We start from the raw sequence: 25,695 nt of genomic DNA, 5'->3' as shown, positions 1-25,695 counted from the left end.
TGGCACTAAGCGATCAAACTCGGTTCCAGTAGCTTTTATACATAGATAAACGACGCGACCACTTTAGACCAATTTTCTTATGACGTTTACCGAGTTTATAACCTAAATACTTTGCAGCGGACGCAACAACAGACCTTGGTAGCCAAGTAATCTTACCTTGTTTCAGTATGAACTTAAGCTGATCTAAGGCGAACTTAACCCCTTCACCCTCAACCCTACCTAGTTGTTCGATCATCCATGGCTGGCTTGAATGAAACACCCCTATATCAAAGTAGCGCTTAAACTCTTCTGACGCTGAATAGTTATGCGAATGATAAACCTGAGCATCAGCAACATAAGCCACTTGTTTACCACTCAATAATGCTTTCGCCGCAACATACGAGTCCTCCCCCAAAATCAGATGTTTAGGAAAAGCACCTATGGATTTTAGAAAGTCGACTCGATATGCAGCGAAAGAATTAGACAAGAAAGCCTTTCTAAAGCCTGCGGGAAATTCATCGGTTAGACTTGTGACATAGCTCTTATCCTTGTAGCTATTAAAGCGTGCATGCTGTGCTAAAGGATTAGCATCAGCATGTGGCAACTGTCTCCCATAAGCACACACCACATCCGGATACGCTTGAAACACATTCACTAGTTTTGATATAGAGTCATTAGAGCACAACAAAGCATCTTGAGTAAGAAAAACGACCACATCACTGCGTACACTATCTAGAGCCTTTGATCTTGTACCGCCATGATCAAATTCTTTTTGATCGATAACGGTAATATCAAAGCCAAAGGATTCTGCAACTTCTCTAGTGTTATCTTTAGATGATGAATCAACAATCTTTACTGAGGTAATCGGAGGCTTTTGAAAAGCTAGCCTCTTGGCAGATTTCTGCCAGATTTCACCACCATTATGAGTCGGAAGAATCACTGTAATTGACATCATAAAAGCCCCTATAAGAAAATGCTATTAATACTATATTTCAAATAGAAAACTATTCAAAAAATAGGCTCAATATAATTTTTAATGATATAGAAAATAAGGCACACTAAGAAGAGGATACAAACGATATATGATGCACCTGTAGCATCAAGGGACTGTTTTGAACAAAATTGATATCTTAATCGCCACACACAATGGGGAAAAGTATCTTGCAGAGCAGCTTAACTCTCTGCTTGAGCAAACTTACCAAAACTGGCAAGCAATCATTCACGACGATAATTCAACGGACAACACAAGTCATATACTTCGAGACTATGCATCTAGATATCCCGAAAAATTTTATTTGATAGATGATAACACTTCTTTCAGATGTCCAAAAGAGAATTTTTCTCATTTGATGCATTTTTCTAAATCAGACTACCTAATGTTCTGTGATCAAGATGATGTTTGGCTACCTAACAAAGTTGAATTAACACTACTTAAAATGCTAGAAGTAGAGAAAAAACAGAAGAGTAGGCCGATAATAGTACATTCAGACCTAAAAATAGTAGATCACAATCTGAAAGTAATCGCTGAATCTATGAGTGAGTTTCAGAAGATACCTACCAATCTCAATACTTTAGAGCAAATCTTAGCCAAAAGCTCAGTTACAGGCTGTACCATGATGCTAAATAAAAAGGCTAAAGAAGTATCTATGCCGATCCATAAACTCTCAATAATGCATGACTGGTGGGTTGCAGCAAAAGTACTTCAAAATAAAGGCGAAATAGCTTACATAAACATACCTTTAGTACTATATAGACAGCACCACAGCAACTCAGTAGGTGCAAAAAAAATCAACATACTTACATGTCTTACAAGAATTCTACGACTCCGGCAATCATTGAAATCTTTTTACTATGGATGGAAGCAAGCTAGCGCTATAGATCCAAATATAAATATTTACAGTTTTTCAAAACTAAAATGTCTACTATATATACAATGCACATTAAATAAAAAGCGGCTAGATTAATTTCGCCGCTTCTTCATTGCATCTTTGACTGACTGAAAATACGTCTTGAGGTACTCAATATCTCTTAGCTTTATGAAAAATAAGAACTGATGAATTGACGAAACAAAAAATTCTCTGACACAAAATAGCTTTGGAACGTATGGATATTTTAAGATTAGTAGTGAGTTTCTTATACGGTAATACCTTCTTGAAGGGGGGTGAACAGGGATATTGAAGCCTTTTAACTTCAAATGACCACTACCGATCTCATGAGACATCATCAGATTAGGGGTAACAAAAATTTTTATCCCTTTGCTAATTGCTCGCAGACACCACTCCGTATCAACGTAATCTATAAATAGCAGCTCATCCATTAAACCAGCTAGCTCTAGAACTCGCTTTCTTAAGGACATTCCTGATGAAATAAGGCAATCAACCTCCACTGCACACTCCCCCCTCCCCGAATATATTTTCTTTCTAAATCCAAACCTAGTGAACTTGATCGAAGGATACTCAAAGTGATCGTATCTGTGAAAGAAAGTAGGCCCTAACACAATAGGCCCTGAATAATCACCTTCTAAAAGGGAATACTCTGCTTCCAACCTATCTAAATACCCAAAATCTATAGAGGAGTCTTGGTCAAAGAAAACGATAATCTCGTCATCAGGTAGATTAACTAGAGACTTTATGCCTATATTCTGAGCGGCAGCGATACCTACATTCTCATCGAGAGAGATTATATCAATATTATTGAAGCCACTAAATATTGATTTGATCAACTCAATATTTCTACTTGAATTATCAACAACAACAACTTTATTAAATTGGCTGATATTATCAATAATAAGCGATGAGAGAATTTTCAAATCGGGATTGTAAGTAACCACTACCACTGAAACAGGCATAAAAAACAACCTAAATTAAAGAGAAGTTTTCATGAACCTTTGAAAGATTCTCATTATAAAACTTATCTTTTTTTAAGACTTCTCCCCAAGTATCTTTCATATACTTCACTTCTTTATTAAACCTTTTAACCTTTTCAGGGTTATCTTCTGTACCACGAGATATTGATTCATGATGATAAAGCTCAGCGTATGGAGTCCAAAGATTTCTATAACCGGCCTCACCAACCTTCAGGCAAAAATCAACATCATTAAATGCTACCGTAAGATCTTTTTCGTTAAGACCAGCAACCTCTGAGTAAATCTCTTTTCGCACGACAAGACAAGCAGCAGTAACAGCTGAAAGGTTTTGAACTAGCTTTAAGCGACTAAAATAACCATTACTCCCCTTTGGAAAGTATTTATGAGAGTGGCCGGCTACGCCACCAATTCCTAAAATAACACCAGCATGCTGGATTGTATCGTTTGCATAGTAGAGCATAGCACCGACACAACCAATCTCTTTGCGTATAGCATGTGACACCATTTCACCTAACCAACCAGAGTTAATAACTTCTATATCATTATTAATTAAGCCAATAATTTCACCTTTAGCATATTTTACAGCAAAATTATTAATTGCGGAGTAGTTAAAAGGGTGAGGATATCTTAGAACCGTAATCTTCTCATGCTTCTCAAGAGACGAGAAGTATTCTAATGATTGGGGATCATCAGAATTATTATCTACTAAAATAATTTCATAATTCTCATAATCCGTTAATTCTAAAATAGATTCTATTGCTTGCTTAGTTATATCTTTACCGTTATAAGTAGGAATAATTAGAGAAACCAGAGGTTTTTTCCCAGTTTCATCTATCAAAGGATAGATAACACGATACGTATTGTCGAGTTTACCTTTTTCAACAACAACATCCATATCTAGGTTATCAAAATGATCTTTTAGAGACTTTATACCAGATTGCGTCGTGTATGACTTCTCACCAGAGGATAATGCTGTTGAACCATCAATAGCTCTCCAGTGATATAAGACTTTCGGAATATGAACAACATTCTTATCGTCAATCTCTCTTGAGTATCTTAAAAGCAAATCATAGTCTTGACTGCCTTCATAGCCTTCTCTAAAACCACCAATTTTCTTAACAAGATCAGTTTTATATACACCAAGATGTGAAACGTAATTTTGGCTATATAGTAAATCTAAGTTCCAATCCGATTTGAAATGCGGGTCTAATCGCAATCCATTTACATCGATTTTATCTTCATCTGTGTAGATAAACTGAACAGAAGGGTTGTGAATAATTTCTTTAACAACATATGAAAGAGCATGAGGATGTAACAAATCATCATGGTCCAGTAGCGCTACCCATTCACCAGACGCTAATTTAATCGCACTATTTGAAGAATTAGAAATATGCCCATTTTCTTCTCTAAAGACATACTTGATTCTATTATCTTTCTCAGCATAACTAGAAATAACATCTCTTACACCAGCATTAGTTGAAGCATCATCAGCTATACATAACTCCCAATTCTCATAAGACTGATTAATAACAGAGTCAATACATTGTCTTAAGAACTTGATATCGGAGTTGTATGTAGGCAATAATATCGAAATCAGCGGTGCTGGACGTCCTGAGATGGACGAAACAACCATCTCTTCATCTTTAAGTTCAACTTCATTCCTAGAAATCAGCCAGTTCTGGTAACACCCTGCCTCAATATTTTGTTCTTGTCGTTCATTTTTATTCAAAATAAAGTGATAAATTTTTTTAATGAGACCTTTTACACCACGATCCTTGTAAACGCCGTACGATTTACAACACAAATCCAGTATACGGGCTTTCTTATTGAATGCATTTTTTAAACGACGAAGTGAACATTTTAAAAAGCTATTAAATAATCTAATTGGAGCCATTACAAGCCATGAATTAGAGTTCAATATATCATCATACTTTCTTTTAGTTTCTTCCAGTTGAGCTTCTAATGAGTTAATCTTTTCTAAAAGAGCATCATTATGCCTTCTAAAGAACTGATTACTTTCAACCAACTCTTTCATATTAAAATCTTTCTCATTACTCACCGCACCTAGATGCCTATTTTCTTCTGTGAGAGAAATAAGCTGGTGAGTAAGTTCATTTAAAAGCAACATACATGATTTATCATTTTGACTTGGCTTAGGGTGCTCAAGCTTTAAGTTCTTAATACTTTCTCCAACCACCCAAAACCCTCTATAACAAGCCTCACTGAAGTCAACATTGTTAAGGTATCTATTGTAATGATTGTAAACTGATTCACACACGGACCTAAATCTTTCATCAGCGGTCTCTAGCATATGAATATTCATCATACACTCCCACCAATCTAGCTGCCCCGCCTTAAAATGCTGATACGGTTTAGAAAGAGAGCGCAAAGTATCATTAATAGACTCTACTGAAGGGATCCCCTCTTCAAAATGCTCTCTTAACCAAGGATGTTCAACTCCATGAAACTTTTTAAAGATCTGACTTACTCGCCTCTCAGCCTTGTTAGTAAATCCATCATTATCTATTGGGCAACACATTATAAAAGCTTTTTGAGCGACCCTTGTACATTCTGAAATGACTTCGGCTCGAAGATGCTCTGGAATATGCTCTAAAACATCTAAACAGATGACGAAGTCAAACTCATCATCGTCAAAAGGTAAGTTTGAAGCATCCGCTTGGACGAAACTATAATGTCCTTTTTCAACAGGCTCATTAATATCAGAAAAGGTTATATTAGCATTCGGAAGATATTCAGCTAAATTAAAATGTGCATTTGCACCAACCTCTAAAACCGTTAAACTCTCATTACCCGATAAGCCGTCAATGACGCTTTTAACTGTACTGTATCTTTGAAACTGGTCAAAAATCTGGTTGTATATATTCAAGACTTTACTTCCCATTCATGCTCAATATAGAACACACCTTCACTTTTATATTCAGACTCAACTTTAAAGCCTTGAACTCTTGGAAGGTAATCTATCGTTACTAGTCCCTTATCAGAAAAAACACCAACGTCAAACCAGAATTCCCCAGGCAACAAAGTCAACTTTGGAAGTTTATATAAAACCTTGTGAATTCCTCTTGTAGTTGGAATTTCAATATGTTCTAGATAAGTGTTTGGTCCAAATAGGAACTCACCACTTGAAGAGATAATAGCAGCACCTACAAGAAGAGAGGGCACAGAGATATCAAATACCTCATATTCAATCTCTAAAATTAAGCTATCAAGTGGTGAAAATTTATTTTCATTTAATGAGGTGGACAGAATCCTAGCAGGTTTTGCTGGAGTTACATTAGAAACATTACTTTCTTGCACCATTTCAGATACTACTTCTGGGGTTGGAGTAGTACTTCTAGACATAAAGTCCCTATAACTATCACAAACAGAAGAAGCGCGATCAAAGGATTTTAGATGCCCTTTATCTAGCCAGAGCGCCTTATTACAAAAGCGCTGAACTTGCTCCGGGGCATGTGTAACGAACAGTATCGTAACTCCTTTGCTTTTTAGAGACTCCATATACTTGATACATTTAATCTGAAAACGAATATCTCCGACCGCAAGTGCCTCATCAATGATCAGTATTTCGGGATCAGTATGGATCGCCACAGAAAATGCTAATCGCACATACATACCAGATGAATAAGACTTAACAGGCCTATCAATAAAGTCGCCTATTTCTGCAAACTCAATAATTCGATCGTACTTGCTGTCTATCTCCTCTGTACTAAGGCCAAGAATAGCAGCATTCATATAAACATTTTCTTTGCCTGTAAACTCAGGGTTAAAACCAGCTCCAAGCTCTAATAATGCAGCTACCCTACCTCTTACCTTGACCACTCCAGAACTAGGTGTAAGTGTCCCGGTAATAATCTGCAATAAAGTCGATTTGCCTGCACCATTGTGCCCTAAAACCCCAACACAATCCCCTTTAGAGAGTTGAAACGAAATATTATCTAAAGCTGAAAACTCCTCATAACGCTTCTTCTTTTTTGAGCCCAGCATTTGATATAGCCGATCAACAGGTCTTGAGTAGAGCTGATAGGTTTTACTCAAGTTTGAGACCTCTATTGCAAAGTCATTACTATCACAGGACATCAGCAAACCCTTTTTTTGTTACCCCAAAGAAAACCAGCCCCAAAGAAAAAATAAAAAAGCTCAGACCACAAACGATCACATAAGAAACTAAGTCAGGAACATTGCCAAATATAACAACATCCCTTACTCCTGTAATGAAATATGCTAATGGGTTAAGAGCTAAATATGGCTGAAGAAACTCTGGCAGAGCCTCTAATGGAAAAAACAAAGGAGATGTAAACATTAAAACCGTGATAGCAACCCCCACAAACTGGCTTAAATCTCTTACATAGACCCCGATTGCCGAGAGAAACCAGATTCCACCTACAATAAAAAGCACGAATGGCAACATAATGAAAGGTAAAAGCAGAATACTTAATGGAATGCTATTAAAGACAACTAATTGTGCTAATAGCAAAATAAAAAAGCTTATTAATGCATGAAACAATGCATTGCCTAATACAACCCAAGGAAGCACTTCCAATGGAAAGACAACCTTTTTGACATAGTTAGAATTCTCAACCATTAACATAGGTGCTCTACTAATACATTCAGCAAAAATATTAAATATAATCATTCCTGCGAAAAGGATAACAGCGAATTCACCTTGACTAGAGCTCTCCCCTCCCCATTTAGCTTTAAACACCATGGAGAATACAAATGTGTAGACAGCCAGCATCAACACAGGGTTAAAAAAAGACCAAGCAACGCCAGCCATTGACCCCCGATATCGAGCTGCAATTTCACGGTAAGTCAGCTTAAAAATTAGCCCCTTGTGCCGCCAAGCACTCATCATCAATGAGCGGTACATAACTAAATTCCTTAAAGTATTTAGTTGAATTTAGGAGCGTCACAGAAGCGCAGCCCACTTTCATCTTTTGCTGAAAGCTCAGGCAGCATCCCATTAACTAAAGGCCACTCAATATCAAGATCAGAATCATTCCAAAGAATTGAAACCTCGGAATTAGGGTCATAATAGTTCGTGCACTTATATACAAACTCAGCGACTTCACTTATAACGTAAAAGCCATGAGCAAATCCTTCAGGAACCCATAACTGCCTTCTGTTCGACTCCGAAAGATAAACTCCAACCCAATTCCCAAAGGTAGGTGAACTTTCACGCAAGTCGACGGCGACATCAAACACCTCTCCAGATACGACACGCACAAGTTTACCTTGGGTATGCTCTGTCTGATAATGCAACCCTCTTAAAATCCCTTTTTTTGACTTTGAGTGATTATCCTGCACAAAATCTACGGTAGTATTAGACACCAGCTGGTTAAATACTTTTTGATTCCATGTTTCCATAAAAAAGCCACGTTCATCACCAAATACATCAGGCTCAATTATTTTCACACTTTCAATATCTGTGCTGATTACTTTCATATCTTTCACCAATAACTTTTAATATTTTTTATCTCTAGAAGCCAATCACTTGGGGGGACATTAAACTGTTTATGAATCTTCTGGCAGTTCAACCTCGAATTACTTGGACGATCAGCTTTTGTGAGAAATTCTGCACTTGATATAGGCTTTAATACAGGCATTTTATCAAGAAGCTTGGCATCAACTGCGCTCTTAAAGATTGAGTTGGCAAACTCAAACCAGCTTACATAGGGCTCTCCAGAGAAATGATATACCCCCCACTCAGGTGTATTACCTGCATCAATATATTCAATCATTGATATTAGGGCTTGAGCAATATCACCTGCATAAGTAGGCCCACCAAACTGATCGCTGACTATGCTGATTTCATTTCTATCACGGGATAACCTAAGCATCGTTTTAACAAAGTTATTCCCATGCCCACCAAAAACCCACGCTGTTCGCAAAATTAAATGCTTTTCGCAATACTCAGCAACCGCTTTTTCACCCTCAAGCTTACTTTTTCCGTATACTCCTTTTGGTTCTACCTTATCCTTTTCAGAATATGGCTCAAGAGCATCGCCTTTAAATACATAATCAGTAGAAATATGCAGCATGGTCGCACCAACACTCTCTGAGGCCTCAGCTAAATTCATAGGGCCTTTATGGTTGATAGAGAACGCTAGATCAACATCAATTTCGGCCTGATCAACAGCAGTATAAGCTGCAGCATTTAAAAGATAATCAGGCTTAAATTCCGTAACTATTTCAAATACATCTTTCTTATTTGTGATATCCAATGCATGACGATCTAAAGCTAACAGCTCCACTTTACCTGCTAGCATCTCAGTCAAACAAAATCCTACTTGTCCATTACACCCTGTAATTAAAACTCTTTTCACGAATCACCTGTTTTGCTAATTAAAGACTTAAGGTAACGACCGTATTCATTTTTCAGCATCGGCTTAGCGAGCTCACAAAGTTCCTCACTAGATAACCACCCCTGCCTCCAAGCTATTTCCTCTAGACAAGCTACCTTCAAACCTTGTACATGCTCTATTGTTTGAACAAATGAAGAGGCTTCATGTAGGCTTTCATGAGTCCCTGTATCAAGCCAAGCAAAACCGCGCCCAAGGACTTCTACATTTAAGGAATGATCCTTCAAATACATATCATTAATAGCGGTAATCTCAAGCTCACCTCGTTCTGAAGGTTTTACTTCTTTGGCAAAGTCAATCACTCGATTATCGTAGAAATACAACCCTGTTACAGCATAGTTCGATTTTGGCTTAATCGGCTTCTCTTCAATCGAAATTGCTTTCATTGACTCATCAAATTCCACCACCCCAAAGCGCTCTGGGTCTTTAACTTGATATCCAAAAACAGTAGCGCCTGAGTCCCTTGAAGCTGCATTTTTTAATGTTTTACTAAATGACTGTCCGTAAAAAATGTTATCCCCCAACACCAAACAGACACTCTCATCACCAATAAAATCCTCACCAATTATGAAAGCCTGAGCTAGCCCATCTGGGCTTGGCTGAACGGCATATTCCAGATTCACACCAAAGTCACAACCGTCACCCAAGAGCCGTTTAAAACTATCATTATCTTCTGGAGTTGTGATAATTAAAATGTCTCTAATGCCGGCAAGCATAAGTGTTGAAATCGGATAGTAGATCATCGGCTTATCATAAACAGGCAAAAGCTGCTTTGACACACCTCGAGTAAGTGGATATAAACGTGTACCCGATCCCCCAGCAAGAATAATACCTTTCATAGTTATTCTCCCGCTCCAAGTCTCTCTAAACTATATGAACCATCTAATACACGTTGCCACCATTTAGAATTACCTAGGTACCACTCAACAGTTTTTCGAATACCAGACTCAAATGTTTCCTCAGGCTTCCATCCCAGCTCGCGCTCAATTTTGCTAGCATCGATGGCATAACGAACATCGTGTCCAGGTCGGTCTTTTACGTATGTAATAAGTTCTTCATAACGACCAATACCCTCAGGCTTATTTGGCACCAACTCTTCAAGTAAAGAGCAAATCGTTTTCACAACTTCAATATTGGCTTTTTCATTATGCCCACCAATATTGTAGGTTTCTCCTACTTTCCCCTCAGTGACAACTTTATATAATGCTCTTGCATGATCTTCGACGAATAACCAATCTCGAATTTGCATACCATCACCGTAAATAGGTAGCGGTTTGCCATCTACAGCATTCAAGATCATTAAAGGAATAAGTTTTTCGGGAAAATGATAGGGACCATAGTTGTTAGAACAGTTGGTAACAATTGTTGGCAACCCATAAGTACGAAGCCATGCCCTTACCAAATGGTCACTTGATGCTTTTGAAGCAGAGTATGGGCTGGACGGTTCGTAAGATGTATCTTCAGTAAATAAATCATCTGTACCTTCCAAGTCGCCATACACTTCGTCAGTCGAAATATGGTGAAAACGAAATTTACTTTTCCCAACTTCATCCAGCTGCCCCCAATACGAGCGTGCAGCTTCCAAAAGATTGTAGGTCCCAATAATGTTCGTTTCCATAAAGGCTGAAGGCCCATCGATAGAGCGATCAACATGAGATTCTGCAGCCAAATGCATTACTGCATCAGGTTTATGTTCAGAGAATACTCGATCCAATTCAGCACGATCACAAATATCCACCTGTTCAAATACATACCTTTCACTACTGGATACATCTAGAAGAGACTCCAAATTGCCAGCATAAGTCAATTTATCAACATTAATCACTTCATCATCAGTAGAAGAAATAATATGCCTAACAACCGCTGAGCCAATAAAGCCAGCACCTCCTGTAACTAATAACTTCATAAGAGCCTCTAAGCTTGATCACTAAAACCACAATCCTGATATATTTAGTGGTTTATAAATTAACAAATCGGGTATTCTAAGTGAGCTGTATGCACAAAGCTAGGCCGCTCGATGGAATAGGGGAGCTGTTTTAACAAAGTCCTCCTCAACTTAATCATATAATTCATAAGCTTCCATTGGCTCACCAATAATGAGCAACTAATTCTGATTCGGCCTTTGATACCAAGGAGACACCATATCCGTAATACCGTACAAACTGTTTCGCTTACCTAGCATCTGTCCGCCATCACGAGTAATTGGCTGCCAAGCAAAACTGCGACGACTGTTGGTCGGTTTAAACGATAACGTGTCGAATGGAATAGAAATATAAAATCCTTTGGTAAAGCTCCCTTCTCCAAACTCTTCGGCAGACATATCCGTAATGCTTGCGTAAGCACCAACGATCATGCCGCTATCAAATTGCTTTGAAAAATCGAATCGTGTACCCACATCCTGCGCTAAGAACTTACCAGTATCTAAGCGCAGCAAAGTACCATCAAGGAATGACCACTCAGGCTGATAGTAAAGCGACACATGCCCTGTAAGACCACGCGCTAATACCTTAGTACCACTTCCATAGTCATTTTCATCAGTAAAAATACCAAAGGTAGAGCTTGGGTCACGCTGCGCCACCGCATTGATATCAGCGCCAATTGCCCAGTTAGAACTTGGCTGGCGATACAGTACTTCCGTACCCACACCTGCAAACATGCTTTCTAGATAACCGCCATAAACCTGCTGGTACCAGTTCTGCCCATAACGATCAAACCAAGTTAATTGTAAGTTATTCAGATAAGCATCATTTTCACTAACATACGCGCGCACCAACGTTCGCACGCGATAATTATTAGTACCATCTGACGGTACACTAAAGTTTAATTTATCGTAGTTATCCAACAAGTTAATCGCTATCGAGCTGGATAATTCTAGGTTACGCGTCAGCCAATAAGAGCCGCCACCAATAGCACTCAAACTGTATAAGTAAAATCCTTCAGGGCCACCGAAAGACTGATCCAAATGTGGCTCAAAGCCATAATTGAAACGATCGAAGTCCTCGTAAACCGGCTCAACATCCGCAACAACCGGCGAAACATCTTGCGCTGCGTCCCAAATAGAGGGATCAAAATACGTCACATTGGCGACATCACGGTAGTCTTGTGCTGAAATTTCAGTGGCTTTTACCGGAATGCCTTTTGACTCTTCAACGATTGTATAAGTACGGACATCACTAGGTACATGATTAGCAATAACAGCCGCCGCCCTTTCTAACGCCACATCACGGTCACGATATTTATTCTGCTTTGTCACAAAAGTAACGCTGTCATTTTGCTGATAAGCGCTAGAAGTCTTATAGCCAGCAATATCATTTAGTTCATTATCCAAAGCCTGCCAGTCTACATCAGCCATCACTGCAGGTTGGTTGTCAGATAACACAGGCGCTTTGTTATCCAACATAGGCCCTTTCATAGTGTTAAAGTTTGTCGAGAAATTCACACCCAAAGCAACCGTATTACCGCGTTCATAGCTCAGGCGTAAATCAAAGCCATCGGAAACCTCATAAAGAGCACCAAAGTTCCATGGCATATCGGGTGTCATATCAACCTTACCACTGGTCACAGGGCGATCTTGACTGTAATTATTGCCATCGTATTCCAGTTTCAAACGTAACGGCTTATAAGGTGTTTGGTACTCTACGCCGCCATATAGCGAAGCAGGTCCGGTAAACCAACGATCATAATCAATAGATCCACCATTATCAGCATAGCCAGACACACGGTCACAAAAGCGATCCGCTGCACTACAAAGCGGGTTACTGATATTGCCACGAGTTCCCAGATACCCCCAGCCTACCCCAAGGGTCACATCAAATTGACCATAGTTATCCGTTGAAAAACGCTTAGTCGCAGCTAAATATTCCCCATCAAATAAACCAGTACCACCTAGATCACGAAGACCAACGGATACCTCTGGAAGCCATTGAGCCTCTTCTAATAGACGCAACTTCGCATCAATACCTTTATCGGCTAACTCCGTATCACCACTAAAGGCTTGACTATTACTGTATAAAAGGTCATTCACTTCAGTGTAGCGAAAGGTAGTCTCTAACCACGGCATTAACTGTAAAGACACCGTGTAAAAGCTATATTCACTGTTATCACTATAGCCAATACTAAAAGCCCCCTCATCCGCCATACGCCCCGTTGGCATCTGTATCAAACCCACCCCACCCAAATCTGTTTGTGAGGGTTTCAGCTGCACGCCTTGAAAAGGTGGAGAAAAGTAACCACTTTCTTGAGCCTGTAACGCACCGCTTAGTAGAACGCCACAACCAAAAACAACCGGCGTTACAGAAAAATATTTAAATGACATTACAGCTCCAAACGATGACTAAGTAACTGAGCAATATCGCCATTTAAATCGCGAAACTCATAGGGTAAATCTTGCAATCCAGTAAACAGCATTGCTCCTGGGCTTAAAAAATAAAGCTTGTCACTCCAAGTAAGATCACTCACTGAGTAAATCTTACGGTCTGCCTGAATAATCCATAGCGAATCATAAGGCTGACCCTCTTTCTCAGCATCAGCGAAGGTTGCTAGGTAGTAACGTAACTCAGCATTGTTTTGAATATCTACAACCGTTGTCGTCGAGTGCTGAGGGCTGACAACTTTTACATAATCAGGCCGTTCAGGCAGATAAAGCCAAAACTCCTGATTTAAGAGAGGATTACGCTTAGCAAATGCTTGGACTTTATTAGGATCTGATTCGATCTCTTGATAATAAACAAAACGCATACTGTTTATTTGTTTAGCAAGATTGAGCGTTTCAGGCGTATTAAGCAACATCAGTTGACGCAGCACTTTTTGCTTTTGAACTTCCACCATAGGTTGCTTGTGAGGATCTACCAATGTCGTGCCAAGAGAATAAACAGGATAATCGGCTTGAGCGTATGCGTCACTCAGTACCTGAGATAAGCGAACACCTTGAGGATACGTTAATAACGTTTGATTCGGCAGTACAGTGATATAAGTAGGGAAAGAGGTCGTTTCAGCAACACCGAAACTTGAAACCAACATCGTCAACAAAAGACATACCGAGCGACATTTCATCCGGCTAAAGCACGTTTTAGTAAAGGACATTAAGGTTGCCCTCCTTGCGACGCCTTATCAGCAGAGCGATAAGGAACAAATGGCCTAACCATCAGCATTTCCACCTTATCCATATTTGGGCCCAAGTACTGAACACTCTTTACTACAAATGCATCATACTCATCCGTCGAAGGTGCACGCCAATAGGTATTAACAAAACCAGCGTCTAAAGTATCGAACACCACAGTTTCGGTAAATTTATCAGTTTCCTGAGACCAAAGATCTGTTGATATCACTTCAGAGCCTAAATTCTTTGTATTCACATTGGCAGTAAAGCCATATCGATAGCCTGGCGACCAATCATAACGCGCCTGCCATGTATCCACTTTACCTAAAACATAATTACCAGACACTGAAGCAAGCTCTTCTAGATTATCCTTTGTAAAGCCCACAGTATGTACAATACGCCCCCCCTCAGTAACGATGCTATCACCATCCGCACTCAACCAAGTTAAGCGAAACATTCCGGTAGATTCGTTTTTCGAAGCATCAGACAATATCAATAACAGTGTCTTTGAATTATTCACCGTAACTTGGGCACTCGCGTAGGGCACAGAAGCAATATAATCAGCATCTTTAGCTTTATCGAAATAATCCAAAGCCTTAGTAGAATCAATAATGTTCTTAAAATTAGAAGAACAACCAGACAAGGCAAAAATCAATACAAAGAGAGAGTAGATTGGAAAAGAGGACAGACTCATAGCAAGACCAGCAGCAGTTTAAAGAAAAACCACCTGACATAATAATCAGGTGGTTTGCAAACCATACATTAATTTGTATTAGTCGTAGTACTTACACTTTGAGTCGCAGCATCATCTTTTTTAGTTGCCGCTGCAGTAGCTGCAGCCACACCAGCGACACCGACACCAATTGCACCGGCAGTAATACCGCCAACAGCAGCTGCACCTGCAGCACCTGCTCCTGCAGCTGCACCAGCACCAGCGCCTGCTGCACCAGCACCAGCACCAGCACCAGCACCACCAGCTCCGGCACCACCAGCTCCGGCACCACCAGCTCCGGCACCACCACCAGCTCCGGCACCACCACCAGCTCCGGCACCACCGCCAGAACCTGCAGCGCCAGTGTTTGCAGGGGCTCCGCTACCACTAACACCTGCATCTTGCGCATATACTTGGCCCGATAGGGCCAAGGCTACAACCGTAGCCATAGTTAAGAGTTTCATAATATTTCCTTATCATTAAACATCGATGTTTGAAGAATTCTCTTCGTCATCGATTTTAGAGCATGCTTTGTGACAATGTAAGCACTCCATGCACTATGAAAGCTAATTTTTAACCAATTTGCGCCATTTTTAGCAGCAGCTATGACATATTACTGTCACTCTCAAAAGGCACACTCAACACTCACCCTTTGTGAAAGCATTACGCAAACAGGCTTTATTTTTGCCCTATTTTAAGACATCATGGCATCACCTCAAAAATGTGTGATATCCACCTTGTCAGCTCCGTAGCAAGCACAAGCATTATCAATACAAGGAACTGTGAGTTTTTAATGTCGTTGTTCAAAATACGAAATCGCACTCAGGCAAAAGCACTCTGCACTGTAGCCTCTTTTTGTTTGCCCTCTTTAGCAGTTTCTTCCCCTTGGCTAGAAGCCAACGATCCATTTGTACGCTCCTCGCTAGTGTTACTATCGGATGCGGGACAATTAAGCAGCCCGGTGAATCATTATCCGTTGCGCTGGTCGATGCCGGGGGATGATTTCAGCCATGTACAACAAGAAAGTTCCATCGTACGAGAAGCCAACTTACAGCTGCTTTATCGCTTGAACTCAGCAAAGCTCAACCGGGGTAATCGCTCTTTTAAAGCACTTTATGGCTCAGAAATAAGCAGTGCAGCAGGCTTTGGTCAATTTAATGAAGACAAGCGAGGCCTTTACAGCAGTGTTGAGCAATTAAATAACAGCTTCTCTTATCGTGTCAGCGCCAACTACAGCGAATACCAGAACGACACTTCGTTTAATCTAGACGACAGCTATTTAGCACTTAATTCTGGGTCCTGGTTGTACTCTATCGGCAACATTGATCGTTGGTGGGGGCAAGGCTGGCAGCATAACCTTATCCTTGGCTCTTATGCCAAAGCGGCACCCGATGTCAGCGTTAGTTATATTGGCCATACACCTGGGTTAGGGGTTTGGAGTATTGAAAGCTTAATCGCTACACCAAGCGGCAGTGACTACGACTATCACAGCGCCACTCGCTTTGTTTCAAAGCCCTTGAGCCTATTTGAATACGGCCTAACCTACCAGCGCTGGTTTTCAGGCTTGATTGATGGTAGCAGCAGCGACCAAAGCGACGACCAACTGGCTGTGGATGCGAAATTAACGCTACCCTCTATCGCTAGTTTTTATCACAGTGTGTATATGGAAGCGGCATCTACTGCCACATTATCTGAACTAGGCGCTATGCTGATTGGCTGGACAGGGAGCTTCCCTATCGGACCGCATACCGCTCGTATTGTTCTGGAATCTCAACAAACCACCGACGAACACGATACGACGCCATGGAGTGGCGGAGTCTACCCATCCATGACAGACAATGTCGCAAATACTAGCTATCTGTTAGATGACAGTACTTCTGCGGCCCTGTACTTACAGTTACACAACGATCATCAAATTGGCCTGATCTATCAAAGTGCGACTCAAGACAATAGCGAAACCAAAACACAACGAGTCACTTATCGCTTGCCTGCTCTAGCGGGTATGGTACGTTTTGGAGCAGATATAGAACAACAGAACAACCAAGATAAACAAACAAACCTTTGGGTGGGCTATGAATTTCGCTTCTAACCACGAAAGCAAAAATATCACAGTCCATTTGGCACTTAACTCTGAACTTAACGAAGACAACATTTAACATGCGTTTAAAACATTTATTCCCCACGTTAGTTCTCACACTAGCAGCCACTGTGCAAGCCGTTACGCCAACTGCCGCGCAAATCAATCAGTTTCAGAGCCTACCCAGAGCACAACAAGAAAGCCTGGCCCGTCAATATGGTGTCGATCTAAACGCTATATCCGGCAGCACATCTACAGCAACACCTACAGTAGAAAACCAGGCGCCTGTGCTCGAGCCTGTTAACTCAAGCGATAAGAACGCAGGCTCTAGCAGTAAAGAAAACAAAGACCATAAAGCAGCGACCACCAGTAATGGCTTAGATTTATTTGGTTACAGCTTGTTTAATAACAATAGCCTTGACCTGACCGTTATAGATGACTTGCCTGTACCGCTGGATTACCAAATGGGGCCAGGTGACACGATTAACATCCAGACATTTGGGAAAACCAGCCAAAGTTTAGCGCTGACCATCGACCGTGACGGCACCATTAACCTACCCGACATCGGCCCAATCGCGGTATCAGGACAAACCTTCGCACAGCTGCGCGAACAGCTTAACAACGTTATCAAAGAAAAAACCATCGGTGTTGACGTTGCTGTTTCAATGGGCAGTATGCGCACCATGCAGGTATTTATCGCCGGCGAAGCCAAGCAACCTGGTGCCTACAATGTGAATAGCCTAACCACTATCACACAAGCACTGATTGCCAGCGGTGGCATTAAACAAACGGGGAGCCTGCGCAATATCCAGCTGAAACGTAAAGGCAAAGTGGTTGCAGAGTTTGATGTGTACGACCTACTCATAAATGGCGACACCAGCAAAGATGTACGCTTATCGTCAGGGGACACCTTATTTATCCCAGTACGCAACAACAGCATCACAATCAAAGGCCAAGTCGTCCGCCCTGCTGTATACGAAGCAAAAAATAATCTAACCATCCAGCAACTGTTAAAGCTTGCTGGTGGTGCGAAACCTAATGCCTACTTATCCCAAGTCGTTGTACAACGTATGACGCAAGAAGGGACTCAACAGTTTCTGCTAGACCTAGCAACGAACCAAGATCGCCAATTTACGTTGGCAGATGGTGATCAGGTAACCCTATTGAGCACATTAAATGTGTCGACAGATGACGGCCGTCGCTTTATTCAAAATAACGGTAGCCAGCAACCTCTACCTGTTGCATCAGAAACCTTGATGAATGCCGTGGCACTTCGTGGCGAAGTATTCCAACAAGGTCCATTAACGTTTGTACCAGGCATGCGCATCAGCGACGTGATTAACTCTATTGAAGAAGACTTAACACCCAGCTCAGACCTTAATTATTCGCTACTTGTACGCCAAATTAACCCTAACCAAGATATTGAGGTATACCAGTTCAGTTTGCTAAATGTGTTAAGCAACCCTAATTCTGCTGACAATTTAGCACTGCAAGAGAAAGACCAGATCTTTGTGTTTGACAACGGTTTAGAGCAAAGTTACTGGCTAGACTCTTTCGCTAACAGCAAAGCCAAATCGACCGGCACTGAACGGACGCGAGAAGTACTCGACAGCGAGACAGGGGCCGTGGTGACCAAGGACGAAAATACCGAGCTCAACATTGCTGGCACAGAACAAACCACCAATGCCACAGGCCTGCGTAAAGCGAGCCGCGAAGCATTACTTAAGCCGATCATTGATCGCCTAAAAGAGCAGGCGAATTACGATACACCAGCACAACTGGTGGATATTTCTGGTGCCGTGAAGTTTCCAGGGTTATATCCGTTAGCTAAAAACACCGATGTGAAAGCCTTAATTACCGCAGCGGGTGGTCTAACACAAGACGCTTACCTAGCGTCAGCAGAGCTAACACATCGTATCCAGCAAGGTGATAGCACGCGCTTTGAGCGCCGTAACTTCAGCCTTAGAAACGTATTAGATGGTACATACTCTGCTCCACTGATGGCGCAAGATAATCTAATCATCAAGTCTCAACCAGGCTGGCAAGAAGGCATGGTTATCGAGCTCCAAGGAGAAGTAGTCTTTCCAGGAACTTACACGTTTAAACGTGGTGAAACCCTAAGAGATGTGATCGAACGTGCCGGCGGCTTTACCGAGTTTGCCTACCCTGAAGGCGCCGTCTTTAGCCGCGATCGCTTGAAGCGCCAAGAAGCAGAACGACTAAAATTCTTAAACGCTCAGCTCAAGCAAGAAATCAGCAACCTGGCCCTTCGCCGTCAGAATACTTCTGCAACCGACCCAGCCCAAGCGATAGCCATCGTGGATCAACTGGATAACGCAGAACCAATGGGGCGTTTGGTGATCGACCTTGATAAGGCTTTAGAAGGCGACCGCCAAGCTAACCTGATGTTAGAAAAAGGCGACAAGCTATATGTGCCAGCACTGAACCCAGTAGTCAGCGTGATCGGCGAAGTACAGTTTACGTCTAACCACACCTATGACTCGAACCTAACGGTCGAGGACTACATCAATGCAGCGGGTGGCACCAAGCGTCAAGCCGATACCGATCGTATCTATATTGTTAAAGCAGATGGTTCGGTAGAGCTACCTAACAACTCTTACTGGTTTAGTCGTAATCAAGATCCACTAGAGCCGGGTGATACTATTATCGTACCGATCGACACAGACTACCTAGATGGCTTAAGCACACTGTCTACTGCCACACAGATTCTGTACCAAATCGGTGTTGCTTGGAGCGCTATCAAAGACTGATAGCGCCCTTTAAAAGTATTTAATCACTCACTAGAAAACACTAACGCGAAGCAACCGAAGCGAAACATGAACATGAACGACAACTATCACTTACCGCCTCAAGCCTATGCACAACCAGAGGATGAGATAGATTTAAAAGAGCTGTTTATTGCCCTATGGAAAGGCAAATGGATCATTATCTTAATGACGCTTATTTTTGCAGCAGGCGGTGTTTTCTATGCACTACAGCAACCCAATACCTACAAAGCCGAAGCAGTTTTAGCCTCAGCAAGTGATAGCCAGTCCGGCGGCCTCGCGGCCATGGCCTCGCAATTTGGCGGCCTAGCCTCATTAGCAGGTATCAACTTAGGCGGCGGTAGCACCGACAGTAAAGCTATGGCATTAGCAACCCTGCAATCGCGAAAATTCCTAAATGCTTTTATCAATAAATACGACTTGCTAATACCCCTAATGGCAGGCAAAAACTGGAATGCCGCAAACGACACCCTGCAGCTTGATCCAGAAGTCTACGATGCGCAAAACCAACAATGGATACGTGAAGTGGAGCCTGGCAAATCGCCTATCCCAACAGATTGGGCAGCATATAAACAATTCAAAACACTCTTGGCTGTTTCTGAAAGCAAAGACAACGGCCTAGTCACTGTTTCGATCACACACCTCTCACCAACGGTTGCCAAGCAATGGGTAGACTGGCTGATCAAAGAGCTTAACACCTGGACCAAAAGAGAATCATTAGACGAAACTCGTCGTAATATTCAATACCTAGAAGCACAAATCGAACAAACCAGTATCTCCGATATGCAAGCCGTGTTTTACCAACTGATCGAAGAGCAAACTAAAAACCTAATGCTCGCCCAAGTACAAGAAGAATTTGCCTTCAAAGTCATCGACCCCGCCGTAGTTCCAGAAGAAAAAGCCGGCCCTAAACGCGCCCTCATCTGCGTCATCGCCACCCTCCTCGGCGGCATGCTCGGCATGGGCATCGTACTTATCCGCTTCGCCTTCAGCAGCAAAAAAGAAGACTAACCCTACCCTGTAGGACCGCGGTCCCCGCGGGAAAAACACATCCCCCTGTACGAGGGGGTTGCCCCCCGATTGGCGGCGATAGCCGCCTTAACCCATCCAGCAAGCTCCACTTGTAATCGCGCCTAAAATGCCTCGTACCGACTTTTATCATCGCAACAACCTCATTTGCGCTTGATCAACCTCGCCCCACCCTTGCTTTGTTACGCTATCCCCTCAGCCAGGAAGGCCCCATAACAAACAAGGAACACCCATGACGATGCTATTCTTTCACTTCGACGGCACAAGCAACGGTCCAGACGACCTATTCGCACCACCAAACAGCCTATGCACCATCACCAACGTATTAAAATCTCACCTACTACTCGGTGGACGCATACCAAACTGCAAAATAAAGCTCCCACAACAAGCAAACCTAAAAACCTTCTACTACTCAGGCATTGGCACCTACGGCAGCTGGGCAGAACAAACCTTTAACGCGGCCTTTGCGATCGAAGCAGGCCACATCTCACAAATCCTAAATCAAGCACTCAAAGACTTTCACACGCACTATACCGACCAAATCCAGTACATTGTGTTAATAGGCTTTAGCCGCGGAGCTGCCTTAGCTAGACGTTTCGCCTCATTAATAACCCCACTCTTAAACAAGCCAATTATTATCGAAGCCATTATGGACACCGTTGCATCCATAGGTATCCCAAGCTTAGATATGCAACAACGACCTAACGCTGAAGTCGTCTTTGAGCATGGTCACACATTACCCGAAGCCGTTTACAAAGCTCTACACCTCGTCGCCTTAGATGAACAACGTATCGCCTTTCGGCCAACACTGATCAACCAAGACCCACGAGCATTGGAGCTTTGGCTTCCAGGTGTGCATTCCGATATCGGCGGAGGATATCGCAAAGACGGGCTTGGTGACCTCGCCTTAAATATCCTGACTCAATGGATCCAATCCCATACTCAACAACACTGTTATCAGCGCTCTAAGCTTAATCAAAGCGCTATCGCCCCACACTGGCAACCATTACTCACCTTAGAGCCTAAGCCACTTGGTAATATTCACTACCAAACACGCCACTTTAATCCATGGCGTGAGCTTACCCTCGCACCAAGGCACTGCTGCGTCATAGACCAAGGTCAGCCTAGCAAAATACACCCACCACTCTGGCACCAAAGCGTCAAGCAACGCATTCAAAGCCAACTGAACTACACCCCCATCGCCCACAGCCACCTACCACCCAAAATCCACCCATAGGACTGCGCTCCACGCGGGAACAATTTGTCATTCCCAAATGAGGTTCCCGCGGGAACCGCGGTCCTACAAACCCAAATCTGCGTAAAGGAAGAAACCAGCAACCTCAAAGAAATTTGTAGGACTGCGCTCTGCGCTGGAATTTGTAGGACCTCGCTGTGCGAGGGAAAAAATCAGCAACTTCAAATATCATTCCCGCGGCAGCCACAACCCAACAATCATGGAAACACCTCCACAAAACCATGCTAAAATCCCCCCAACGGACAAGGAGCACAACCCATGCAAACTATTTTAGTAACAGGCGGCGCAGGCTATATCGGAAGCCACACTTGCGTCGAACTATTAGAACGCGATTACCAAGTAATCGTTGTTGATAACCTTTGCAATTCCAACAAAGAGTCCCTTAATCGAGTAGAGCAAATCACTGGCAAAGCGGTCACTTTTTACGAACTTGACCTGCTAGACAAGCCAGCCCTTGATCAAGTGTTTCAAAAACACGCCATTGACGCAGTCATCCACTTCGCAGGCTTAAAAGCCGTCGGTGAGTCCACGCAAATCCCACTGACCTACTACCACAACAACCTCACTGGCACCCTAATGCTGCTAGAAGCTATGCAGCAAGCAGGAGTGTTTAACTTGGTATTTAGCTCATCCGCTACGGTTTATGGCGAAAATAACCCAATCCCATACGTTGAGCATTTCCCTCTGTCTTCCACCAGCCCTTATGGCCGAACTAAGGTAATGATTGAGCAGTTTCTTAAAGATGCTCATCAAGCAGACAATCGTTGGAATATCTCTTTACTGCGCTACTTCAACCCTGTAGGAGCTCACCCAAGCGGCCTAATTGGTGAAGACCCAAATGGCATACCAAACAACTTAATGCCCTTTATCGCACAAGTCGCAGTTGGCAAAAGAGAGAAACTCAATGTTTTCGGTGGCGATTACCCAACACCAGATGGCACGGGCGTGCGTGACTATATTCACGTTGTGGATTTAGCCGAAGGCCATATCAAGGCACTGGAAAATCTGGCTATACAAAACCAGCCCTCCATTGATGCATACAACCTAGGTGCTGGGAAAGGCTACAGCGTGCTAGAGGTCATCAAGGCCTTTGAGACAGCAAGTGGTCAGAATATTGCCTACGATATTGCACCACGCCGTGCTGGAGACATAGCAGAGTTTTACGCGGATGCCAGCAAAGCCAAAGAAAAGCTTAACTGGCAAGTTACACGAGGACTGGATGAGATGTGTCGAGACTCATGGAATTGGCAAAGCAAGAATCCAAATGGCTATTAATAACCACTCAGATTCTTAATGCAAGGAACCTTCTGTAGGTGACACTGGCGACTCTAAATGCTTCTTAGAAACTTTTTCTTCTGTTCCTTGCCAAACCAAATCACACAAAGCACTGCTAGGCTGATAACCTGTTGGAGCGCTTAGCAGAAGCTTCTGAACCGCAGGGATATCAAAGGAATGACAACTCGTATCTAACGCGGCTAGAAGATCTTGAAAATCATCCCATTCTAAAGAAACTTCTTGTGCTGTCATTATACGGGGGTGATAAGTCGCTTCCACATTGTCACCAATAAGCAGCTCTTCATAAAGCTTTTCACCTGGACGTAGGCCAGTAAATTGGACCTCGATATCACCTTCGGGATTATTCAAGTCACGCACTTCTAGCCCCATCAAGTGAATCATCTTACGAGCAAGATCTGAGATCTTAACGGAATCCCCCATGTCTAAAACAAAGACATCTCCACCTTTGCCCATCGCCCCAGCTTGAATCACTAACTGAGATGCCTCAGGGATAGTCATAAAGTAACGAGTGATATCTTTATGGGTGACTGTAACCGGCCCGCCTTTTCGAATTTGCTCTCTAAACAATGGCACGACAGAGCCGGATGACCCAAGTACATTGCCAAAGCGCACCATACAAAAAGTGGTATTTTCATAACGCTTTGCCAACGCCTGCAGAGCCAACTCAGCAACACGCTTAGAAGTCCCCATAATGTTGGTAGGACGTACAGCCTTGTCAGTTGAAACCAACACAAAGCGCTCAACACCTACTTCAGCAGCGGCTTTGGCTGTGTAATAGGTGCCAAAGACATTATTACGAACACCTTCAACAATGTTGTATTCCACAAGAGGCACATGCTTATATGCAGCGGCATGATAAACGGTCTGCACGCCAAAGGTTCGCATAACGGTTTCCACACGATTGGCTTTTTGCACCGTACCGATAATAGGCTTAATAACCACGCCCAGATTGTGTTTCGTAACCAGTTTATTCAGCTCAGAATCAATACTGTATAAAGCAAACTCAGACAACTCAAACAGCACTAGCTCTTTTGGACGCTGTAACACTATTTGTCGACAAAGCTCTGAGCCAATAGAGCCACCAGCCCCCGTGACCATAACCACTTTGTCAGTGATATTCTTGCCCATAAGGTTTACGTCAGGTGCAACAGGTTCGCGCCCTAGCAGATCCTCAATCGCTACTTCTCGTAACTGATCAATGGACGCATCACCTGAAACCAAGTCAGACATAGCCGGTATAGATTTTACTTCCACTTTTAATGGCTCAAGCTTGGCTAAAATCAAACTACGCTGTGAGCGGGGTATATTAGGCATCGCCAATAACACTTGCTTAATACTGGTCTCATTCAGCATATGTTTTAAGTGACCAAAGCTATAAACCGGTCGACCTAATACAGAGGTATTCTGTAGATTTTTATCGTCATCGATAAACGTAAAAGGATCGTATTCGTTACCATGGATTAAGGCATGGGCTAACTGGCGGCCTGCAGAGCCAGCACCGTAAATCACTACTTTTTCGCGGGACTTACGACCCGAAGTCGCAACAAAAGCTCGTACTAAAAAGCGACTACCAGCGATGAATATCAACAACAACATTGCAAACAGTAGCGGCACCGTTCGCGGCAGAGCGTAGCCTGTAAAGAAACCCGCTAACACCAAAGCAAATGTCGCGATACCAATACCGGCTAATATAGAGCCCGCAACTTTTACACCCATATAGCGTAGTACAGCACGATATAGCCCAAACTTAATAAAGGCTAAAATTGTTACGGGTAAAATGATCCCTAGTAGCACCCAGTTACCTTGCTGGAACAGCACTTGATCCGTATCAACACGGATGATCCAGGCCCCCCAATAGGCAACAGTAATGGCCACCACGTCTAATAAAAGTGATATAACTCGCTTCCAGCGGCGGGGTAGCTTAAAAACATAATCAAGTAACTGGTTCATCACTCTATCCTTTGACTCGATCACCCGATCCTTTTCCGGCCACCGTCTGAATAATGTATTTAAAATAATTTGTTATCGATAAGCAAGAAATCATCCTGGCATCCGTCTCCGCTAGTAGCTCTGGCGTTGACATATCAATCTCATTAACCTGAGCTAAACCAGTAATACCTAGAGAAACAGAGTGCATACCTCTTGCTTAACGTGCTTTAGTCAACTTCATTTGATTAAACAATTTAGGACGCAGCACTATAAATATAGATGGCACAA

At 42.5% G+C, this 25,695-nt stretch carries 20 protein-coding genes; 6 read left to right on the top strand and 14 right to left on the bottom strand.

What is annotated here, in order from left to right:
• Positions 1–13: 13 nt before the first annotated feature.
• Positions 14–934, bottom strand: a complete 921-nt coding sequence (locus C8D85_RS09815; RefSeq protein ID WP_133562180.1) for a glycosyltransferase family 2 protein — start codon at positions 932–934, stop codon at positions 14–16.
• A 157-nt stretch (positions 935–1,091) separates the two neighbouring features.
• Here C8D85_RS09815 and C8D85_RS09810 point away from each other — a divergent pair, with 157 nt between their 5' ends.
• Positions 1,092–1,943: a glycosyltransferase family 2 protein gene (locus tag C8D85_RS09810; RefSeq protein ID WP_133562178.1), complete on the top strand. Its 852-nt coding sequence runs from the start codon at positions 1,092–1,094 to the stop codon at positions 1,941–1,943.
• Here C8D85_RS09810 and C8D85_RS09805 read toward each other — a convergent pair.
• The 12 genes from C8D85_RS09805 to C8D85_RS09750 all read right to left on the bottom strand — a co-directional run bounded on the left by C8D85_RS09805 (position 1,940) and on the right by C8D85_RS09750 (position 15,499).
• The gene (locus C8D85_RS09805) at positions 1,940–2,827 is read right to left on the bottom strand and encodes a glycosyltransferase family 2 protein (protein ID WP_133562176.1); all 888 of its coding nucleotides are present in this window, start codon (positions 2,825–2,827) and stop codon (positions 1,940–1,942) included. The genes C8D85_RS09810 and C8D85_RS09805 overlap by 4 nt on opposite strands.
• Before the next feature lie 10 nt (positions 2,828–2,837).
• Positions 2,838–5,747 carry a glycosyltransferase gene (locus C8D85_RS09800; protein WP_133562174.1) on the bottom strand — a complete coding sequence of 970 codons (2,910 nt, stop codon included), beginning with the start codon at positions 5,745–5,747 and terminating at the stop codon, positions 2,838–2,840.
• Entirely contained in the window at positions 5,729–6,901 is a 1,173-nt protein-coding gene (locus tag C8D85_RS09795) for an ABC transporter ATP-binding protein (RefSeq protein ID WP_211342172.1), read from the bottom strand. The genes C8D85_RS09800 and C8D85_RS09795 overlap by 19 nt, the downstream gene beginning before the upstream one ends.
• Before the next feature lie 31 nt (positions 6,902–6,932).
• Complete coding sequence (locus C8D85_RS09790; RefSeq protein ID WP_133562170.1) at positions 6,933–7,733, bottom strand: ABC transporter permease; 801 nt, start codon at positions 7,731–7,733, stop codon at positions 6,933–6,935.
• Positions 7,734–7,753: 20 nt separating this feature from the next.
• Entirely contained in the window at positions 7,754–8,308 is a 555-nt protein-coding gene (gene rfbC / locus C8D85_RS09785; RefSeq protein ID WP_133562168.1) for a dTDP-4-dehydrorhamnose 3,5-epimerase, read from the bottom strand.
• Positions 8,309–8,313: 5 nt separating this feature from the next.
• Positions 8,314–9,189 carry a dTDP-4-dehydrorhamnose reductase gene (rfbD, locus tag C8D85_RS09780; RefSeq protein WP_133562166.1) on the bottom strand — a complete coding sequence of 292 codons (876 nt, stop codon included), beginning with the start codon at positions 9,187–9,189 and terminating at the stop codon, positions 8,314–8,316.
• Positions 9,186–10,064 carry a glucose-1-phosphate thymidylyltransferase RfbA gene (gene rfbA / locus C8D85_RS09775; protein ID WP_133562164.1) on the bottom strand — a complete coding sequence of 293 codons (879 nt, stop codon included), beginning with the start codon at positions 10,062–10,064 and terminating at the stop codon, positions 9,186–9,188. Before rfbA ends, rfbD begins: the two co-directional genes overlap by 4 nt.
• 2 nt (positions 10,065–10,066) lie before the next feature.
• Positions 10,067–11,131, bottom strand: a complete 1,065-nt coding sequence (gene rfbB / locus C8D85_RS09770; RefSeq protein ID WP_133562162.1) for a dTDP-glucose 4,6-dehydratase — start codon at positions 11,129–11,131, stop codon at positions 10,067–10,069.
• A gap of 198 nt (positions 11,132–11,329) precedes the next feature.
• A complete protein-coding gene (locus C8D85_RS09765) occupies positions 11,330–13,540 on the bottom strand; it encodes a YjbH domain-containing protein (protein ID WP_133562160.1) in 2,211 nt (736 codons plus the stop codon).
• On the bottom strand, positions 13,540–14,307 hold the full coding sequence (locus C8D85_RS09760; RefSeq protein WP_133562158.1) for a capsule biosynthesis GfcC D2 domain-containing protein: 768 nt from the start codon (positions 14,305–14,307) through the stop codon (positions 13,540–13,542). Before C8D85_RS09760 ends, C8D85_RS09765 begins: the two co-directional genes overlap by 1 nt.
• Entirely contained in the window at positions 14,307–15,017 is a 711-nt protein-coding gene (locus tag C8D85_RS09755) for a YjbF family lipoprotein (RefSeq protein ID WP_133562156.1), read from the bottom strand. The genes C8D85_RS09760 and C8D85_RS09755 overlap by 1 nt, the downstream gene beginning before the upstream one ends.
• 68 nt (positions 15,018–15,085) lie before the next feature.
• Entirely contained in the window at positions 15,086–15,499 is a 414-nt protein-coding gene (locus C8D85_RS09750) for a hypothetical protein (protein ID WP_133562155.1), read from the bottom strand.
• 329 nt (positions 15,500–15,828) lie between these two features.
• Here C8D85_RS09750 and C8D85_RS09745 point away from each other — a divergent pair, with 329 nt between their 5' ends.
• The 5 genes from C8D85_RS09745 (at position 15,829) to galE (ending at position 23,457) form a co-directional block, all read left to right on the top strand.
• Positions 15,829–17,124 carry a capsule assembly Wzi family protein gene (locus tag C8D85_RS09745; RefSeq protein ID WP_133562153.1) on the top strand — a complete coding sequence of 432 codons (1,296 nt, stop codon included), beginning with the start codon at positions 15,829–15,831 and terminating at the stop codon, positions 17,122–17,124.
• A 68-nt stretch (positions 17,125–17,192) separates the two neighbouring features.
• Entirely contained in the window at positions 17,193–19,883 is a 2,691-nt protein-coding gene (locus C8D85_RS09740) for an SLBB domain-containing protein (protein WP_133562151.1), read from the top strand.
• 66 nt (positions 19,884–19,949) lie between these two features.
• On the top strand, positions 19,950–20,909 hold the full coding sequence (locus tag C8D85_RS09735; RefSeq protein ID WP_244936984.1) for a Wzz/FepE/Etk N-terminal domain-containing protein: 960 nt from the start codon (positions 19,950–19,952) through the stop codon (positions 20,907–20,909).
• Between the two features lie 250 nt (positions 20,910–21,159).
• Positions 21,160–22,164: a phospholipase effector Tle1 domain-containing protein gene (locus tag C8D85_RS09730; protein WP_133562149.1), complete on the top strand. Its 1,005-nt coding sequence runs from the start codon at positions 21,160–21,162 to the stop codon at positions 22,162–22,164.
• A gap of 276 nt (positions 22,165–22,440) precedes the next feature.
• A complete protein-coding gene (gene galE / locus C8D85_RS09725; protein WP_133562147.1) occupies positions 22,441–23,457 on the top strand; it encodes a UDP-glucose 4-epimerase GalE in 1,017 nt (338 codons plus the stop codon).
• A gap of 15 nt (positions 23,458–23,472) precedes the next feature.
• Here galE and C8D85_RS09720 read toward each other — a convergent pair whose 3' ends face one another.
• Positions 23,473–25,428 (bottom strand): nucleoside-diphosphate sugar epimerase/dehydratase, encoded by a 1,956-nt coding sequence (locus C8D85_RS09720; protein WP_133562145.1) that lies wholly within the window; start codon positions 25,426–25,428, stop codon positions 23,473–23,475.
• Between the last annotated feature and the right edge of the window lie 267 nt (positions 25,429–25,695).

This window comes from Marinomonas communis (genome assembly GCF_004363305.1).
GTDB classification, from domain to species: domain Bacteria; phylum Pseudomonadota; class Gammaproteobacteria; order Pseudomonadales; family Marinomonadaceae; genus Marinomonas; species Marinomonas communis.
Note: the sequence above shows the minus strand (reverse complement) of the source record. Positions and strands in the feature narration are given on the sequence as shown.

Bases quoted from the DNA above. Each gene is read 5' to 3' on its own strand.
- C8D85_RS09815 (WP_133562180.1), bottom strand. From the start codon at position 934: ATGATGTCAATTACAGTGATTCTTCCGACTCATAATGGTGGTGAAATC.
- C8D85_RS09805 (WP_133562176.1), bottom strand. From the start codon at position 2,827: ATGCCTGTTTCAGTGGTAGTGGTTACTTACAATCCCGATTTGAAAATT.
- C8D85_RS09800 (WP_133562174.1), bottom strand. From the start codon at position 5,747: ATGGGAAGTAAAGTCTTGAATATATACAACCAGATTTTTGACCAGTTT.
- C8D85_RS09790 (WP_133562170.1), bottom strand. From the start codon at position 7,733: ATGTACCGCTCATTGATGATGAGTGCTTGGCGGCACAAGGGGCTAATT.
- rfbC (WP_133562168.1), bottom strand. From the start codon at position 8,308: ATGAAAGTAATCAGCACAGATATTGAAAGTGTGAAAATAATTGAGCCT.
- rfbA (WP_133562164.1), bottom strand. From the start codon at position 10,064: ATGAAAGGTATTATTCTTGCTGGGGGATCGGGTACACGTTTATATCCA.
- rfbB (WP_133562162.1), bottom strand. From the start codon at position 11,131: ATGAAGTTATTAGTTACAGGAGGTGCTGGCTTTATTGGCTCAGCGGTT.
- C8D85_RS09765 (WP_133562160.1), bottom strand. From the start codon at position 13,540: ATGTCATTTAAATATTTTTCTGTAACGCCGGTTGTTTTTGGTTGTGGC.
- C8D85_RS09760 (WP_133562158.1), bottom strand. From the start codon at position 14,307: ATGTCCTTTACTAAAACGTGCTTTAGCCGGATGAAATGTCGCTCGGTA.
- C8D85_RS09755 (WP_133562156.1), bottom strand. From the start codon at position 15,017: ATGAGTCTGTCCTCTTTTCCAATCTACTCTCTCTTTGTATTGATTTTT.
- C8D85_RS09750 (WP_133562155.1), bottom strand. From the start codon at position 15,499: ATGAAACTCTTAACTATGGCTACGGTTGTAGCCTTGGCCCTATCGGGC.
- C8D85_RS09745 (WP_133562153.1), top strand. From the start codon at position 15,829: ATGTCGTTGTTCAAAATACGAAATCGCACTCAGGCAAAAGCACTCTGC.
- C8D85_RS09740 (WP_133562151.1), top strand. From the start codon at position 17,193: ATGCGTTTAAAACATTTATTCCCCACGTTAGTTCTCACACTAGCAGCC.
- C8D85_RS09735 (WP_244936984.1), top strand. From the start codon at position 19,950: ATGAACATGAACGACAACTATCACTTACCGCCTCAAGCCTATGCACAA.
- C8D85_RS09730 (WP_133562149.1), top strand. From the start codon at position 21,160: ATGACGATGCTATTCTTTCACTTCGACGGCACAAGCAACGGTCCAGAC.
- galE (WP_133562147.1), top strand. From the start codon at position 22,441: ATGCAAACTATTTTAGTAACAGGCGGCGCAGGCTATATCGGAAGCCAC.
- C8D85_RS09720 (WP_133562145.1), bottom strand. From the start codon at position 25,428: ATGAACCAGTTACTTGATTATGTTTTTAAGCTACCCCGCCGCTGGAAG.